The sequence below is a fragment of the Lysobacter antibioticus HS124 genome (assembly GCF_000336385.2).
Taxonomy (GTDB): domain Bacteria; phylum Pseudomonadota; class Gammaproteobacteria; order Xanthomonadales; family Xanthomonadaceae; genus Lysobacter; species Lysobacter firmicutimachus.
Genome location: NZ_HG424452.1, coordinates 12,429 through 27,284, shown reverse-complemented (window position 1 = coordinate 27,284; position 14,856 = coordinate 12,429). Strand labels below are relative to the sequence as shown.

Genomic DNA, 14,856 nt, shown 5'->3' with positions numbered 1-14,856 from the left:
AGCGGCACCAGGACACACCGCAGCGGCGCGGGGGCGCCGCTGCAGCGACCCGGCGGGGACCGGGAAGATAAGGAGTTCGTCGATGCAAACACGTACCGATTCACGGTCGCCGGGCGCCGGCCGCTGGGCGATCGCGGCGATCGCTCTGGGCCTGGCCGCGCCCATGCTCGCCACGGGATTGGCCGGGTTCGGCCTGCGTCCCGCCCTGGCCTTGGCAGTGGCCGTGCTTGCGCTCGCCGCGGCCGGCGCGCCGTTGGCGCGGCGCCTGCCGCGGCAATGGGACACGGCATTCGCGCGCCGGCCGCTGGCCGCGCTATTGCTGGCCGCGATCGCGGTGTTGGCGGTGCTGCGCCTGAGCGGCGTCGCGCTGTACCTGGCCGACGCCGAGCAGGCACAGTTTTCGGCGTTCTGGTTCGATCCGTTCTACATCGGCCACAGTTGCTACTCCGGTTATTGGCAGGCGGCCGAGCTGTCGCGCGAGAGCGCGGCGAATCTGTACGACCCGATGCTCTACAGCGGCTCGATGGGCCGCTTCAAGCTCGACGAATTCCTGTACCTGCCGCAGTTCCTGCTGCTGCCGCGGCTGGGCCTGGCCCTGGGCGGCGATTTCTATTCGCTGCGTGCGATCTGGTTCGCGCTCGAAGGGGCGATCGTGCTGGCAGGCCTGTGGGCGGCGGCGCGCTGGATCGGCGGCGGCGCCGGTCGCCGCGCTTGGTTGTTGATCCCCGCGGTGATGGTGTCGAGCGCGGTGGTGGTGACCCTGCAGGTCGGCAACTTTCAGCTCGCGGCGATCGCCTTGTCGGTGCTGGCGATGATCCAGTTCGAACGCGGGCGCAACATCAGCGGCGGCGCGTTGCTCGGCTTCGCCGCGTTCAAACTGTTCCCGGGCTTGCTCGGCGTGTACCTGCTGGCGCGCCGGCGGTGGGCCGCGGCGGCCTGGACCTGCGCCTTCGCCGCGCTGTACACCGTCGTCGCCTATCTGTGGCTAGGGCAGCAGCCGTTCGAAGCCTTCCTGCACTACCAGGCCCCGCGCATCGCCAACGGCGAGGCGTGGGCCTTCCTCGAGATCGAAGGCCTGGAGTGGGTCAGCGCGATCAATCAGTCGGTGCCGGGCCTGGTGCTGAAGGCCAAGATCCTCGGTGTCGATGGCCTGGACCGGGCGACGATGGGGGCGGTGGCCTGGATCTGGACCGGCGCCGCGATCGTAATGGCGATCGTCGCGGGCCTGCGCCACGACGCGATGTCGCGGCTGGAGCGCGCTGCGGTTTGGATCGCTCTGCTCGGGCTGGCGGTATTCCGCAGCCCCTTCGTGCCCGACCACAGCGGTTTGTTCGCGCCGATCTGGCTGTGGAGCCTGATCGCCGCGGGCTGCATGCCCAACCTACGCAGCGTCGCGCTGCTCGCCGTGGCTTGGCTGGCCTGCAATGCGGTGTTGCCGGTCGGCGGCCTGCCGCTGCCGGAGGTGCCTGCGCGCATCCTGCTGGCCACCGCGGTGCAGGCGATCGCGATCGGCCTGTGCCTGTGGACGGTGCTGCGCCGTCCCGGCCTGCGCTCGCCCAGCGCGCTTTTCTGGCGCGCCGACGATTCCCGACCACCGGTCTCCGCCGCCATGGACGGCGATGTCCGGAATTTCCCGACTCCTCTGACGATTAAGGCGGAACACTGATGCGTCGCGTTACTTTGTGCACCACCCTGTTGGCGCTGCTCGGCAGCGCGTTCCCGGCGCTGGCCGACGATGTGCTGAACATCCCTCGCGCCGAGCACGCACCGCGTCTGCAGGACTACATCGGCGGCGTGCCGGCCGACGCTGGCGTGGAGGTCAAGGATTTCCGCCAGAACAAGCCCGGCGACGGCGTGCCTTCGTCGCTGGAGACCCGCGCCTATTTGTCCTACGACGATCATCACCTGTACGTGGTGTTCGTATGCAAGGACGATCCCAAGCAGGTGCGCGCGCGCATCGCCCGCCGCGACGCGGTGTTCGGCGACGACGGCGTGCAGCTGATGCTCGACACCTACCGCGACAAGCAGCGCGCCTTCGTGTTCACGGTGAACCCCTACGGCGCGCAGATGGACAGCCGCTACACCGAAGGGCTGGGCTACGACTTCAACTTCGATACCCAGTGGGTGTCCGACGGGCGACTGACCGACGACGGCTACGTCGCGGTGATGCAGATCCCGTTCAAGAGCCTGCGCTTCGAACGCGGCGACATGCAGAACTGGGGCATCGCGATCAACCGCATCATTCCGCGCACCAACGAGTTCGTGTACTGGCCCTACATCACCGAGCGCAAGGAGGGCTTCGTCCAGCAGTTCGCCGCCGCGCGCATCGAGGACGAAATCCAGCCCAGCCGCAATATCCAGCTGATCCCGCACGTCACCTACCGCGACGCCGAGACCCTGGGCGTGGATTCGGCCGGCAAGCCGTCGATGCGCGGCCATCGCCGCAGCGAGGTCGGCGTCGACGCCAAGTTCGTGGTCAAGGACTCGATCGCGGTCGACCTGACCGTCAATCCCGACTTCAGCGAGGTCGAAACCGACGAGCCGCAGGTCATCGTCAACGAGCGCTTCGAGCAGAGCTTCGTCGAGAAGCGGCCGTTCTTCCTCGAGAATAGCGGCATCTTCGGCCTGCCGGTGTCGTTGTTCTACTCGCGCCGGGTGGTCAATCCGCAGTACGGCGCCCGCGTCACCGGCCGGCTCGGCCGCTGGGCCCTGGGCGGACTGCTGATGGACGACGAATCCGCCGGCCTGCTGCTGTCGGGCAAGGATTACGGCAAGACCGGCAAGATCGGCGTGGCCCGCCTGCAGCGCGACGTCGGCGAGCAGTCCAACGTCGGCTTCCTCGCCTCCGACCGCAGCGTCGGCGACCAGTACAACCGCGTGTTCGGCCTGGACTCGCGCATGAAGCTCAACGACAACTGGCTGCTCAACGCCCAGGCGATCAAGAGCAAATCGCGCGAGGAAGGCGACTTCCGCCGCGACGGCGACCTGCTGTTCGCGCAGGCGATCCGCGGCGGCCGCGACTTCACGTTCGACGGCCAGTACATCGACATCTCCGACGATTTCGAAGCCGAGCTCGGCTTCGTGCCGCGCGTGGGCATCAAGCAGCTGTACCAGAAGTCGGGTTATCTCAAGCAGTTCCCCGATGCGCCGTGGCTGGTCAACATGGGCCCGACTCTGACCGCCTACCGCACCTGGGACCAGAAGGGCGACACCCAGGACTGGAGCATGGAGCCGGGCTTCGTCGTCAACGGACTGCGCCTGACCAAGATCGAGGGCAATCTGATTCGCGGCTACGAGTACTTCGGCGGCCGCGATTTCTACATGGACGGCTTCAAGCTCGGCGTCAGCAGCGAATGGTTCAAGTGGCTGGGCGGGGAAGTCAGCTACACCCAGCGCGAGACCGTCAACCATCTGCCGGCGCCGGGGCTGGACCCGTTCCTGGCCGACGAACGCCTGTTCAAGCTCAAGTTCACCCTGAGCCCGTTCGCTCAGTTGCGCATCGACCAGTCCTTCATCTGGGACGAGTTGCGCACGCGCCATTCGATCGCCGGGCGGGATTCGGACTCCAAGGTATTTCGCAGCACCCAGTCGTTCACCAAGATCAAGTACCAGTTCAGCCGCTTCTGGGCCGCGCACGTGATCTTCGACTACAAGGCGCTGGATTCGGATACGAATCTGTTCCTGATCCCGCGCGACAAGAAGCTGGTGACCGACCTGCTGGTCAGCTACTCGCCCAACCCCGGCACCGCGTTCTACCTGGGCTATACCGACCAGCAGCAGAACCTGCGCATCAACGAGAACCCGGCCTTCGTCGCTCGCACCCGCGACCTCGACCTGCACAGCGGCAAGCAGCTCTTCATGAAGTTCAGCTACCTGTTCAACTTCTGAGCCGTGCCGTGCCGGGGCAGGGCGCTTGGACGGTGCCGGGTCGTCGCACCTTATATATAGGTATAGGGTGCGGCGTCCGGTCCGGCCGGGCGGCGGGGGCAGGCTCCCGGGCTGGGCCCGGTCGCGTCGGCCGGCGATTCAGCCGCGGGCCGGCCGGGCCGGCGGATACTGCGCCTCTGGCCGCGCGGTCTGCCGCCAAGCCTTCGCTGTTGGTTCAATAAGTATCTGATATAAAAGCGATTTTTCGACAGGGCCGAGAGGCTGCCGAAAGCTCCACCTGCGACGGCGCGCCCGCTTTCTCGTTCCAATCCCGCAACACTGCGGAACTTCCCCCGCCTTTAGCAGTCGTATTAGCCGACTGCTAAGATGACCCCCATGACCGCTATCGCCCAATCCACCGCTCTAGTCGCCAACAACCTGCCTGTGCCCAGCGCGCTCGGTTCGCTGGACGCGTACATCGGCGCCGTGCACCAGATTCCGGTGCTCACCGCCGAAGACGAGCAGGCCCTGGCGCGTCGTTACCGCGAAGAGGAAGACCTCGACGCGGCCCGCGAACTCGTTCACTCGCACCTGCGCTTCGTGGTCCACGTGGCCCGCGGCTACAACGGCTACGGCCTGCAGATCGGCGACCTGATCCAGGAAGGCAACATCGGCCTGATGAAGGCGGTGAAGCGCTTCGATCCGGACCAGGGCGTGCGCCTGGTGTCGTTCGCGGTGCACTGGATCCGCGCCGAGATGCACGAGTTCATCCTCAAGAACTGGCGCATCGTCAAGGTCGCCACGACCAAGGCGCAGCGCAAGCTGTTCTTCAACCTGCGCAAGAGCAAGTCGCGCCTGGGTTGGATGAACGCCGAGGAAGTGCGCCTGGTCGCCAAGGACCTCAACGTCTCCGAGCGCGAAGTGCTGGAGATGGAGTCGCGCCTGTCCGGTCGCGACATCGGCTTCGATGCGCCGTCCGACGAGGACGACGACCACGCGCCGCCGTCGCCGGCCGCTTACCTGCGCGCCGCCGACGAGGACCCGTCGCAGTCCTACGAACGCGAGGACGAAGAGGACAACCAACTGGCCCTGCTGCGCGAAGGCCTGGCCGGCCTGGACGCCCGCTCGCGCGACATCATCAAGCGTCGCTGGCTCGATGCCGACAGCAAGATCACCCTGCAGGAACTGGCCGACGAGTACGGCGTCAGCGCCGAGCGCATCCGCCAGATCGAGGCCAATGCGCTGAAAAAGATGCGCGGCCTGTTCGCGGCCTGATCGCCGCAGCAGATGCAACGATGCGGCAGCGGCCCGGGCGACCGGGCCGTTCGCTTTTGTGCGGCCCGAACGTCGCGGCTGCGCAGCGCAAGCCGCGGATATCGGCGCTCGCGTCGCGGGACTAGCCTGGGGCTTCCATCGTCCTCCGAGGTTTTCGCCGTGATTTCCTACCGCATCGCCGGCTTGTCGCCGCAACCATTCGCCGCGTTGTTCGCGCTCGACGACGCCCATCTGGCCGCGCACGACATGCGCCGGATGGCCGCCGATTCGCCGCGCGGCTTTCCGTGCCGGGTCTCGTTGACCGACGCGGCGGTCGGCGAAACCGTGCTGCTGCTGACCCACGAACACCAGGCGCAGGGGCCGTACCGCGCCAGCGGCCCGATCTTCGTGCGCGAGGCCGCGCGCCATGCTCAGGTGTATCAGGATCAGTGGCCGCCGGTCCTGCTGACCCGCAATCTGTCGCTGCGCGCTTACGACGCCCAAGGCTGGCTGCGCGAGGCGCGTGTGGTCGACGGCGCGCAAGGCGAACAAGCGGTTCAGGACCTGTTCGCCGATCCGGCGATCGTGCGGGTCGCGGCCCACAACGCGCGGTTCGGTTGCTTCCTGTGCGCGATCGACCGCGCCTGAGCGGGACGCGCGATGCGGCCGCTATGTGCGGACGCCAATCGGCGCCATCCGCAAGGGCGCCCCGCGCGCTCGGTCCACGCAGCATCGGCTGAGAACTGGAAGCGACGTCGCAGGCCCCCGCGCGTACGCTTGCCTGGCCGCGAAAACGGCGGCCAGACTGCGCCGCCGGCTTCGTCCGGAGCCGGCGCACACACCCAATGGAGGGGTACATGCACGCCAAGAAGATGCTGGTCGCGGCCGGGTTCGCCGCGCTGATGGCGCTGTCGCACGCGCCGGCGCAGGCCGGCGACGTCAACGCCGCGGTGTTGAGCTGCTACGTCGATACCTTCGCTTTGGACACGCTGCGGCCGAACGTCTGCGTCGCCACCTGGACGCCGAACCGGGCCAATAATCCGACCATCGCCCACTTCGAAGTGACCGGGCTGCCGGCCGGCAACTACGGCTACAGCTGGAGCAACCTGGAAAGCGGCGGCCCGGCGCCGGCCTGCGGCAATACGCGCAGCTGCAACGTCCGCATCGCCACCGAGACCAACGGCGACGGCGAAGCGCGCCTGGCGGCGACGGTGACCGACCTCGACACCGGCGTGGTGCGCACGGTCAGCGCGGTCGCGTACTACTACGACGGCTGGCATTGAGCCGTCGCGGGCACTTGCTTCGACACAACCGGGAACGCGCCGTCGCGGCGAGATTCCGGCCGATCGCGTGGAAAGCCTTCCGCGCATGCAAACCAATGGAGGGGTTTATGCAGACCAGCAAGACCTGGGTGTTGGGCGCGGCCTTGTCGTTGTTCGCCTTGGCGGCGGCTCCGTCGCCGGCGCGGGCCGGCGACGTCAGCAATGCGGCGGTGAGCTGCTTCGTCGACACCTATGCCTTCGACGTGCCCGAAGTCGGCACCTGCAGTTCGATCTGGCGACCGGGTTCGGCGGACAACCCGAGCACCGCGTTGTTCCAGGTGACCGGCGTCGGCGCGGGCAATTACGCCTATGCCTGGCGCAACCTGGAGAACAACACCGCGCCGGCCGGTTGCGGCAATGCGCCGTACTGTCAGATGACCATCTACACCGATGTCTACGGCGACGGCCAGGCGACGCTGCAGGTGACCATCACCGATCTGGACACCGGCGCGGTGCGGCAGGTGCAGGCGACCGCGTTTTACTACGACGGGTTCACCTGATCGCGCGGCGCGCACCGCGACGCAACGAACGAGGGCGCCGCGAGGCGCCCTCGTTCGTTGCCCGTGCGGACCGGGGCGGCGCTCAGGACGGATCGGGCTTGCCGCCGAAAATGATCCGCGCATGGCGTTGGTAGGTGAAGTACGCCCACGACCAGTTGAGCATCACGATCAGGCGGTTGCGGAAGCCGATCAGGAAGAACACGTGCGCGGCCAGCCAGAACGCCCACGCCAGGAAGCCGGAGAAGCGCAGGCCGCGCAAGTCGACCACCGCGGCGCGGCGGCCGATGGTGGCCAGGTTGCCGTAGTCGACGTAGGCGAACGGCGTTGTGGGCTTGCCGCGCATCCGGGCGCGGATGGCGCGGGCGACGTAACTGCCCATCTGCTTGGCCGCCGGCGCCACGCCGGGCACCGGCTGGCCGTTGGCCTGTTTGAGGCTGGCCAGGTCGCCGGCGACGAAGATTTCCGGATGCCCGGGCACGCTGAGATCGGGCTGGACCTGGACTCGGCCGGCGCGGTCGCGCGGCGCATCGAGCAGCGCGCCGAGCGGCGAGGCGGCGACGCCGGCGGCCCACAGCACGGTGCGCGCGGCGATGCGGTCCTCGCCGAGCCGGTAGCCTTCGCCGTCGATCGCGCCGACCGGGGTGCCGGTGACGACCTCGACTCCCAGCCGCTGCAACTGCGCGCTGGCCTTGGCCGACAGCGACTCCGGAAAGCTCGCCAGCACCCGCGGCCCGGCTTCGATCAGCCGCACCTTGGCCTGCGCCGGATCGATGCGGCGGAATTCGCGGCGCAGAGTGTGGCGCGCGATCTCGGCCAGGGTGCCGGCCAGTTCGACCCCGGTCGGGCCGCCGCCGACCACGGCGAAGTGCAGCCAGGCCGCGCGTTCGGCTTCGCTCTGCGCGGCCTCGGCGCGTTCGAAGGCGAGCAGCACCCGGCGCCGGATCAGCAGGGCGTCGTCGAGGGTCTTCAGCCCGGGCGCGTTCGGCGCCCACTCGTCGTGGCCGAAGTAGGCGTGGGTGGCGCCGCTGGCGAGCAGTAGGTAGTCGTAGCCGATCGCCTCGCCGTCGGCCAGGCGGACCTGGCGCGCGCCGGCGTCGAGGGCGACGACTTCGCCCAGCCGCACTTCGGCATTGGCCTGCTTGCGCAGGATGTGGCGCAGCGGTGCGGCGATGTCGGGCGCCGACAGGCCGGCGGTGGCGACCTGGTACAGCAGGGGTTGGAACAGATGATGGTTGCGGCGGTCGATCAGGGTGATGCGCACGTCGGCGCTGGCCAGCGCACGCGTCGCCCACAATCCGCCGAACCCGCCGCCAACGATGACGACGTGTTTGCGCGAATCGCTCATGGCCGATGGGTCTCCGTCAGCCGCGCAGGCGCTGCGCGAGCAGGTCTTCCAGCTTGCGCTGATCGGCGGCGAAACGGCGGATGCCGTCGGCGAGCTTGTCGGTCGCCATGGCATCTTCGTTGTGCTGCCAGCGGAAGGCGGCCTCGTTCAGCGCGGCCTCCGGCGCGGCGCGGGCGCCGTCGTCGACCAGCGCGCGCGGCACTTCGCCCTGGGCGGCGTCGAGTTCGGCCAGCAGTTCCGGCGAGATCGTCAGGCGGTCGCAGCCGGCCAAGGCCAGGATCTGGCCGATGTTGCGGAAGCTGGCGCCCATCACCACCGTGGCGTAGCCGTGGCGCTTGTAGTAGTTCCAGATGCGGGTCACCGACTGCACGCCGGGGTCGTCCTGCGGCGTGGCCGGCTTGGCCGCGCCGTTGGCCAGGTGCCAGTCGAGGATGCGGCCGACGAAGGGCGAGATCAGATAGACCCCGGCCTCGGCGCAGGCGACCGCCTGGGCGAAGGAGAACAGCAGGGTCAGGTTGCAGTGGATGCCTTCGCGTTCGAGTTGCTCGGCCGCGCGGATGCCTTCCCAGGTCGAAGCGATCTTGATCAGCAGGCGTTCGCGGCCGATGCCGGCGCGTTCGTACAGCTCGACGATGCGCCGGGCCTGCGCCAGGGTGGCGTCGGTGTCGAAGCTCAGGCGCGCGTCGACTTCGGTCGAGACGCGGCCGGGAATCAGTTTGAGGATCTCGCCGCCGATCGCCACCGCCAGGCGCAGGCCGGCATCGCCGACGCGGGCGGACAGGTCGGCGCCTTCGGCGGCGGCGAGCGCGGAATCGATCAGCGGCGCGTAGGCGGGCAGGGACGCGGCCTTGAGCAGCAGCGAGGGGTTGGTGGTGGCGTCGAGCGGACGGAAGCGGGCGATCGCCTCGATGTCGCCGGTGTCGGCGACCACCGCGGACAGCGCGCGCAATTGTTCGAGCTGGGTCATGGGGGATAGATTTCGTCGTTGGGTTCGCGGCCATTTTCGCCCATCGCGCCGGCGCCGTCATGAGCGCGTCCTGAGCGGTGCGCGGCGGCGGTCGTGCCGCAACCGCGGTTGCGCTAGGCTGGCCGCAGCGGGCCGGCCGGCCGGCCGGGCCGGAGGCAGGGAGGAGACGGGGATGGCCGCAGAGGAAAAACGCATCGCGTTGCTGATCGACGCCGACAACGCGCCGGCGGCGAAGATCGAGGCGATCCTGGCCGAGGTGGCCCGCTACGGCGTGGCCAACGTGCGCCGCGCCTACGGCAACTGGAAAAGCCAGAGCCTCAAGGGCTGGGAAGCGGTGCTGCACGAGTACGCGATCCGGCCGATGCAGCAGTTCGCCTACAGCAAGGGCAAGAATGCCTCCGACATGGCCCTGGTGATCGACGCCATGGATCTGCTGTACGCGCGCAACCTGGACGGCTTCGCGATCGTCTCCAGCGACGCCGATTTCACTCCGCTGGTGATGCGGCTGTTGACCGAGGGCGCCAAGGTCTACGGCTTCGGCGAGCAGAAGACACCCGAACCGTTCGTCAACGCCTGCTCCAAGTTCACCTATCTGGAAGCGCTGGGCCAGCCGGCCGGCACCGACGCGCCGGCCGACGAGGCGCCGGCCACGCCGCCGCGCAGCGCCGGCGACCTGCGCGGCGACACCCGCCTGGTGCGCATGCTGCGGCGCGCGGTCGATGCGGTCGCCGGCGACGACGGCTGGTCGCACCTGGGCGCGGTCGGGCACCAGATCGGCAATCAGGCTTCGTTCGATTCGCGCAATTACGGCTACCGCAAGCTCAGCGATCTGATCGAGGCCAGCGGTTTGTTCGAGCTGCGCCGCGACAACCAGATCGTGTGGGTGCGCGACAAGCCCAAGGGCAAGGGCACGGCGAAGCCCGCGCCGGCCCCGGTCGCGGCCGCGCCCGGCAAGCCGCGGCTCAAGGCCAAGTAAACCGCGCCGCGCGCGTGGACGGTGCGCGGCATGGCACAGGCTCAACCCGGTTCAAGGACGACATGAGTAGGGTCACCGTTCCGCCTCCCGCCCGCACCGATCTGCCGACCCGCCGCCAGGCCTTGCTGTTCGTCTGCAAGGCCTGGGGCCTGCGCGCCATCCGGTTCTGGCGCGACGCGCGCGACCCGCAGCGCCCGCGCGCGCATGCGCCGGCGCGCAGCCTGCGCGAGGCGCCGGTGCTGGCCGAGTTCGACGGCGCGCTGTGGCCGCGCGACGAAGCCGATCCCTTGCTGGTCGCCGGCAAGCTGCAGAACCTGCGCGTGGCCTTGCGCCGGCTCGACGGCATCGAGGTGCCGGCCGGAGCGATGTTCGGTTTCTGGAAACAGATCGGTCGCGCGACCCGCGCGCGCGGCTATGTCAGCGGCCGCGAACTGCGCGAGGGCTGCGTGATTCCGGCGATCGGCGGCGGCCTGTGCCAGTTGTCCAACGCCTTGTACGACAGCGCGGTGCGCGCCGGCCTGGAGGTGGTCGAACGGCACCGCCATTCGCGCACGCTGCCGGGTTCGCTGGCCGAGCAGGACCGCGACGCGACCGTGTTCTGGAACTACCTCGACCTGCGCCTGCGTGCGCCGTTCGCCTGGCGTCTGGAAGTCGCGATGGATGCGCAACGGCTGCGCCTGCGCATTCGTGCCCAGGCCCACGCCGAGGCGGCCCTGCCGCTGGCGCCGTCGCCGCGCCGCGCGAATTCGCTGGTCAACGATTGCGGCAGCTGCGGCCAGACCGAATGCCATCGCCATGCCGGGCCGGCCGCGCGCGGCCTGCGCCGGACCTGGTGGATGGAAGAGGCGTGGCCGGAGTTCCGCCGTCACCTGCAGGATCAGCGCGGCGAAGGCGATCGCGTGTTCGGCGCCGGCGGCGCGACGCTGCCGGCGCAGGCCGCGCACCGGCGGATCGCGCAATCGCTGGCCTGGCGGTACCGGCGCCGGCGCGGCCAGGCTTTGCCGCAGGTGCGGCTGGCGCAGCTGCAGGGCCACGCGCGCGATCTGGCGCGGCGATTGCAGGCGCGCGATGTGGAGCTGGTGCTGCCGCAGAGTCTGCTGCCGTTCCTGTGGCGCGACGGCGAACTGGCCGGGCGCCGCTATGCGGTGCAGATGACCGCGTTGCCGATGGCGGCGTTGCAGGACGAACTCGACCGCGCGGTGCGGCGCCACCCGCAATGCGCTTCGCTGCGCGATTTCCGCGCCGACCCGCAGCTGATCGAGGACGAGTGGCAGGGCCTGCTCGGCGCGCAGGCTTGGCTGAGCCCGCATGCGCAGGTGCTGGAGTTGGCCGGCGCGCGCGCCAACGCTTTGCCTTGGGTGTTGCCACCGGCGTTGCAGCGCGTGCCGCGCGCAGCGGGCGCGCCGCCGCGGGTGCTGTTCGCCGCGTCGGCGTTGGCGCGCAAAGGCATCCACGAACTGCTCGAAGCACTGCGCGGGGACGAGGTCGAGATCCTGCTGCCGCCGGGCGACAGCGAGCGCGGTCTCGATCCGGGGCGCGCCCGCCTGCGCCGCGTCGCCGGCTATGCGCAGGGCCTGAGCGAAGCCGATGCGGTGGCCTTGCCGGCCTGGGTCGAGCACCAGCCGCGCGCCTTGCTGAGCGCGATCGCCAGCGGCATTCCGGTGATCGCGACGCCGGCTTGCGGCCTGGGCGAGGCGCTGCGCTGGCGGCGCGTCGAGGCCGGCGATGCTGAGGGATTGCGCCGCGCCGTGCGCGACGCGCTGACCTGAGTCGGGCACGACCCGGCGTTGCCGGCCTGCGCTGCGTGCAGCGTTTCGGCGCGCGGCGCGCGCCGCCGGTCAATACAGATCGGCCGGGTCCACGTCCAACGACCAGCGCACCTTGCGCGTTTCCGGCGCGGCGTGGATCGCCGGCAATGCCGCGTCGAGCGCGGCGTGCAAGGCGCGCCGCTCCGGGGCCGACAGGATCAGCTGCGCGCGCAGGTAGCCGGCGCGGCGCGGCATCGGCGCCGGCACCGGGCCGTTGATCTCCAGCCCGCGCGCGTTGCCGTCGCCGCGGCGCCCGGCGGCGGCGCGCTCGAGCTCGCGCCGGGCCACCGCCAGGAACGCATTGGCCAGTTCGACTTGCTGCGCTTCGGCGCGGATCAGCGCCATGTGCGCGAACGGCGGGAATTCGGCGGCCTCGCGCTGGGCCAGCTCGGTTTCGGCGAACGCGGCATAGCCGCCCGCCAGCAACGTGTGCAGCAGCGGATGGTCGGGGTGGTGGGTCTGCAGCAGCACTTCGCCGGGCTTGTTCGCGCGGCCGGCGCGGCCGGCGACCTGGATCAGCAACTGGGCGAGTTTTTCCGGGGCGCGGAAGTCGGCGCTGAACAAGCCTTCGTCGATGCCGACCACCGCGACCAGGGTCAGGTTGGGCAGGTCGTGGCCCTTGGCCAGCATCTGGGTGCCGACCAGCACGCCCGGCGCGGTGCCGAACTCGGCCAGCAGTTTTTCCAGCGCGTCGCGCTTCTGGGTGCTGCCGCGATCGATGCGCAGCACCGGAAATCCGGACAGGCGCGCGGCCAGCGATTCTTCGATGCGCTCGGTGCCGGCGCCCTGCGACTGCAAGGCCAGGCCGCCGCAGTCCGGGCAGGCGTCGGGCGCCGGCCGGCGGGTGCCGCAGTGGTGGCATTGCAGGCGCCGGCCGCCGCCGTGCACGGTCATCGGCGTGCCCTTGAGCGGGGTGCTGCAGCGCGGGCAGTGTGCGCTCCAGCCGCAGTCGTGGCACAGCAGCACCGGCGCATAGCCGCGGCGGTTCTTGAACACCAGCACCTGGCCGCCGGCACGCAGCTCGGCGTGGACGCGTTCGAACAGTTCCGGCGACAGGCCGGCCTCGAGCGGGCGCTTGCGTACGTCGACCACCCGCACCCGCGGCGCCTGCGCCTGGCCGGCGCGGCGCTGCAGGCGCAGATGGCCGTAGCGGCCGGCCTGGGCGTTGCGCAGCGACTCCAGCGACGGCGTCGCGCTGCCGAGCAGCACCGGTACGTCCAGGGCCTTGGCCCGGACCAGGGCGAAGTCGCGGGCGTGGTAGCGGATGCCGTCCTGCTGCTTGAAGCTGGCGTCGTGTTCCTCGTCGATCACGATCAGTCCCGGCTCGGGCAGGGGCAGGAACACCGCCGAGCGGGTGCCGACCGCGACCCGCGCCTCGCCGCGCGCGAACGCGGCCCAGGTGCGCGCGCGCTCGCCATCGCCGAGCCCGGAATGCAGGGCGTGCACCGGCACGCCGAGGCGGGCGCGGAAGCGCGCCAGGGTCTGCGGGGTCAGGCCGATCTCCGGCACCAGCACCAGAGCCTGCTTGCCGCGCGCCAGGCAGTCGGCGATGGCGTGCAGGTAGACCTCGGTCTTGCCGCTGCCGGTGACCCCGTCCAGCAGCAGGGCGTTGAAGCCCTGGGCCGCCAGGACCGCATCGACGGCGGCCTGTTGCTCGTCGTTGAGCGATGGGCCGGGGCGCGGCACCGGTACCTGCGTCGCGGCGGCGACGGCGACGCGTTCGGCATGGCCGCGTTTGGCCAGGCTGCGGGCGGCGTCGCGCCAGCCTTCGAGCAGATTGTCGAGGCGATCTTCGTCGAGCGTGCCGTGATCGTGCAGCAGATCGGCCAGCCGTCGCGGTTTGCCCGCACGCAGGCGCCCGCGCCCGGCGGCGCCGGCTTCGGTCGCGCACCAGGCCCAGGCGTGCGTGTCGGGCAGCGGTTCGCCGTGGCGTAGCGGGCCGGGCAGGGCGGTGGCGAGCACCTCGCCCAGCGGGGCGTGGGTGTAGCGCGCCAGCCAACGCAGCGAGTCGAGCAGTTCGCCCTGCAGCAGCGGCGTTGGGTCGAGCCGGGCCACGGCGGTCTTGAGCGCGGTGCCGTCGCCGTCGAACTCCGGTGCGCCGACTTCGGCCACCACCCCGACCAGCTCGCGGCGTCCGAACGGCACCCGCACTCGGCAGCCGACCCCGTCGTCCACGACCGGTTCGCCGGCCGGCGGCAGGTAGTCGAACAGGCGCGGCAGCGGCAGCGGCAGGGCGACGCGCCAGACGGTCTGAGGCGGCGGAAACGGGGCTTCGGGCATCGGTCCAGTCTAGCGACCGCGCCGGGCCGGCGGCAGGCTCGGCAGTTGCGGGCCATTGCTTCCGGTTACGTGACAAAAATCACGCAAGTGATGGTGTGCCAAGGGGTTTTTCCTTTATCCACACGGTCTGTGGATAAATCTGTGCATGGCGGGCCGGCTGCGGGGGCCCAATGCATGGAAATACAGGGGCGGGTTAGGTTGGTGAAAAAATAGCCATCGCTGTTATTTCTTTCAAAATCATTTGCTTAGGTGTGAAACATCGCTGTAATGCGGGTCCCGGTCCAGGCAAAGTGTGGCTTCGTGACGGTTCCATTACTGCTGTGCACAACCGCATTTGGGCCGCAGACCGCGCCGGGCTTCGCGCTGCAACGGATCGGGCGCTTGTCAAGCGTTTTGTGCGCGCGCTGCCTCGCTATGATGCGGCGTATGGTGAAGCTGTTCCGATGAGTTCGAAGTCCCCTGCCGCGGCCCCTGCCGCATCCTCCGCCGGTCCTCGTCCGGGCCCGCCGGCCGCTCTGTCCGCCTTCTTGCGCGGGG

The 14,856-nt window shown here is 69.9% G+C and carries 11 protein-coding genes; 8 read left to right on the top strand and 3 right to left on the bottom strand.

Features of this window, described 5'->3' with window-relative positions; all coding sequences use genetic code 11:
• Window positions 1–82 precede the first annotated feature (82 nt).
• The 6 genes from TX83_RS03320 (at window position 83) to TX83_RS03295 (ending at window position 6,943) form a co-directional block, all read left to right on the top strand.
• The gene (locus TX83_RS03320; protein WP_064746511.1) at window positions 83–1,666 is read left to right on the top strand and encodes a glycosyltransferase family 87 protein; all 1,584 of its coding nucleotides are present in this window, start codon (window positions 83–85) and stop codon (window positions 1,664–1,666) included.
• A complete protein-coding gene (locus TX83_RS03315) occupies window positions 1,666–3,888 on the top strand; it encodes a carbohydrate binding family 9 domain-containing protein (protein WP_141233336.1) in 2,223 nt (740 codons plus the stop codon). Before TX83_RS03320 ends, TX83_RS03315 begins: the two co-directional genes overlap by 1 nt.
• A 375-nt stretch (window positions 3,889–4,263) precedes the next feature.
• Window positions 4,264–5,142, top strand: a complete 879-nt coding sequence (gene rpoH, locus TX83_RS03310; protein ID WP_087960663.1) for an RNA polymerase sigma factor RpoH — start codon at window positions 4,264–4,266, stop codon at window positions 5,140–5,142.
• Window positions 5,143–5,301: 159 nt separating this feature from the next.
• On the top strand, window positions 5,302–5,769 hold the full coding sequence (locus TX83_RS03305; RefSeq protein WP_075574972.1) for a DUF1203 domain-containing protein: 468 nt from the start codon (window positions 5,302–5,304) through the stop codon (window positions 5,767–5,769).
• A gap of 209 nt (window positions 5,770–5,978) precedes the next feature.
• Complete coding sequence (locus TX83_RS03300; RefSeq protein ID WP_141233335.1) at window positions 5,979–6,404, top strand: hypothetical protein; 426 nt, start codon at window positions 5,979–5,981, stop codon at window positions 6,402–6,404.
• Window positions 6,405–6,511: 107 nt separating this feature from the next.
• A complete protein-coding gene (locus tag TX83_RS03295; protein ID WP_064746507.1) occupies window positions 6,512–6,943 on the top strand; it encodes a hypothetical protein in 432 nt (143 codons plus the stop codon).
• 82 nt (window positions 6,944–7,025) lie between these two features.
• On the opposite strand, the gene TX83_RS03290 is transcribed toward TX83_RS03295, so the two are convergent.
• On the bottom strand, window positions 7,026–8,288 hold the full coding sequence (locus TX83_RS03290; protein WP_064746506.1) for an NAD(P)/FAD-dependent oxidoreductase: 1,263 nt from the start codon (window positions 8,286–8,288) through the stop codon (window positions 7,026–7,028).
• Window positions 8,289–8,304: 16 nt separating this feature from the next.
• Window positions 8,305–9,255, bottom strand: coding sequence for a transaldolase (gene tal / locus TX83_RS03285; protein WP_064746505.1), 951 nt, complete (start codon window positions 9,253–9,255; stop codon window positions 8,305–8,307).
• Between the two features lie 172 nt (window positions 9,256–9,427).
• On the opposite strand from tal, the gene TX83_RS03280 reads away from it, so the two are divergent.
• Window positions 9,428–10,231, top strand: coding sequence for an NYN domain-containing protein (locus tag TX83_RS03280; protein ID WP_064746504.1), 804 nt, complete (start codon window positions 9,428–9,430; stop codon window positions 10,229–10,231).
• A 62-nt stretch (window positions 10,232–10,293) separates the two neighbouring features.
• The gene (locus tag TX83_RS03275) at window positions 10,294–12,000 is read left to right on the top strand and encodes a VanW family protein (RefSeq protein ID WP_064746503.1); all 1,707 of its coding nucleotides are present in this window, start codon (window positions 10,294–10,296) and stop codon (window positions 11,998–12,000) included.
• 69 nt (window positions 12,001–12,069) lie between these two features.
• Here TX83_RS03275 and TX83_RS03270 read toward each other — a convergent pair whose 3' ends face one another.
• Complete coding sequence (locus TX83_RS03270) at window positions 12,070–14,319, bottom strand: primosomal protein N' (protein ID WP_064746502.1); 2,250 nt, start codon at window positions 14,317–14,319, stop codon at window positions 12,070–12,072.
• Window positions 14,320–14,856: the final 537 nt, after the last annotated feature.